This window comes from Priestia flexa NBRC 15715 (assembly GCF_001591565.1).
GTDB lineage: Bacteria > Bacillota > Bacilli > Bacillales > Bacillaceae_H > Priestia > Priestia flexa.
Window position 1 is genome coordinate 1 of sequence record NZ_BCVD01000210.1, and the last position, 2,336, is coordinate 2,336.

The window sequence follows — 2,336 nt, forward strand, 5'->3', positions numbered from 1 at the left end:
GCCACCTACGAATAGGCTACTGAGAAGTAAGGCTACAATTCCTTTTCGTTTTATGAACATTTGGTGCCTCCTTTTTTTTCGTTCCATACATACATTGTTCTATTATAGAAAAACTTGGTTAATTTTCACATTAGGCTTTTTACTTAAAAATGGATTTTGGTAGTCTTTTAGAACTGGTTAGCTAAGGGGACTTACAGCGATTATTTTTTAAATTTCTTCACATGACAATAAGCCCATTTACATTGTAAATGAGCTGCTTTGGATATGTTTAGTCTATATCTTAACAGTCTTTATCGTTCTATTTAAAGAAATCATCTTAAAACTTCAGTTTGCAAAATGTTTCTAAATGCATTAGGGTCTTCTATAAACGGAGAATGTGCACAGTTGTTAAAAGAGAATAGCTTTTTTGAAGAAGCGTCTAGTTTTTCATAAAATCGTTTGGCTTCTCGATAACTTGTTGAATAGTCATCCACTCCATGTATGATAAAAACAGGCACTTCAATCTTGGGTGCTAATAAAGAGACATCTGATTTTGCGATTGCTTCTGATAAAGCATCGTAGCTTGCAAAAATCCCTTTTGGTATATTCACACGTTCTTTCCAAGAATAATGCCTGCAACTAAACAAATCTTTGAGGCTTTGCCAATTTGAATACCCCACTTTTTTCGTGCCACCACCAAACCTATTCAAGTAGCGACCTAATATCCTTCGATAACCCTTACTTTTGTAGAAATCTTCAGTAAAGGTCACTGAACGTATATCTTTTTCTGCTTTTTTATCTCCCTTTTTTATTGCTGTTTCCAACAAGAACTCATATGTGTCTTTGTTCGATTCAAAGTGTCTTCCCATTTGTCCTATGCCAATGTAAGCATGATAATTCTCAGGGTAACGATGAACCACAATACTCCCTAAAAAAGTCCCCCAGGAGTGTCCACACAAATAAATCTTTTCTTTCTTAAACTTAGTTTTTAAGTATTCAGTAACAATTAATGCATCAGAAATTAATTGACCTAACGTAATGTCACCTTGTGTTGATGCATTATACGACATACCCGTCCCCCTTTGTTCCAAATAGCAAACTGTAAAATCTTCCTCCCACCCCATGCCTGATTGTTTAATAACAGGGTACTGTGGAAACCCTGGACCTCCATGTAAAAATAAAAGTACAGGATTTTCTAAACTCACTGTTTCAATAAACATCCCATTTTGATGCCCGTCAATATCTATAAATTCTTTAAAAAACTGAATGCTTTTTTCTTTACTACTCATAAAGTCCTCCTTTTTTGTTAAATTACTAGCGTTTTTCTCTTGCTAAAACTGCTTACGCATTAATTTTAGGAAGTTTGAGAAAGTGGTCTTTTCTTCTTACTGAGATCGGTTTTTAGTTAGACCTTGACAGGCATATATGATAAAGTACAATGCGTGGTCATTTAATTTAGTTGGTAAGTGAAAGGTATTGAATAAGCTATCAAAGATTATAGTGGAAACGTGGTTAATGATACCTAGATGGTTTAGACTTCTTACACTTCAGGCTATTACAGCTTATATGATTGTCATCGCTTTACTGAAAGGAATAGAAGTGACGTTTAATATAAAAACTTTACGTCTAAGTGAAGTTTTTATTAGTTTCATAGCCTCATTCATTATATTACGCATATTGATTACCTTCTCAAGAAAGTGAACTTGCAGAAAGAAGTCAGGTAATCAATTTTCATATTTATTCTGTTTATTTTTATTAATAAAGACCAAAATATAGTACTACATCCATCGCTCACACGATGAAACGCTTATCTTTATTTCTCCTTATTGAATTCTACAGATGAAAGTATTTTTTCAACTTTCTCCATGACTTCTTGATTGCTAGGGCGACAGGGACTGATAGATTCTCTACACTCTGTTGTGTAGATAAATTCAATTCCTCCCACATCTCTACTCGTGTCGTATATGTATGCGCCATATCCATAATAACCATTTTCTGATTGAAAAGGAGCTAAATAGAACGTATTACCATTTTTCTCAATATTTTTAAATTCATCTTCAATACCTAAATTTTTCTTAAGAAATTTCTGTGCATATTGAATGCCCGTTTCGTCGTTAGATTGTTTTTGATTAAATTGTACTTTGATTCTTGCCTGAGTTTTATCTTCATATAACACTCCAGCCATAAAAGCTTCATTTACACCTTGATTGTTAGTATAACTGCCGCTACTAATTTCCCCACCAGCCGGAAACAACATCTCATACTCCCCCGTTTTTGATTCAAGCGTATAGTATCCTTTTTCCGTTTCTTTTGTCGACTTGATCATATCTCGTGTAAATTCATCTTGAAGGGCTCTA

The 2,336-nt window shown here is 34.0% G+C and carries 2 protein-coding genes; both read right to left on the minus strand.

The genetic code is table 11. From position 1 onward, the window contains the following. Positions 1 to 311: 311 nt before the first annotated feature. Positions 312 to 1,268 carry an alpha/beta fold hydrolase gene (locus tag BFL01S_RS19370; protein WP_061786695.1) on the minus strand — a complete coding sequence of 319 codons (957 nt, stop codon included), beginning with the start codon at positions 1,266 to 1,268 and terminating at the stop codon, positions 312 to 314. Between the two features lie 524 nt (positions 1,269 to 1,792). Then, on the minus strand, positions 1,793 to 2,336 hold a 544-nt coding region (locus tag BFL01S_RS20860; RefSeq protein ID WP_169799875.1), incomplete at its 5' end, for a YvcA-related protein.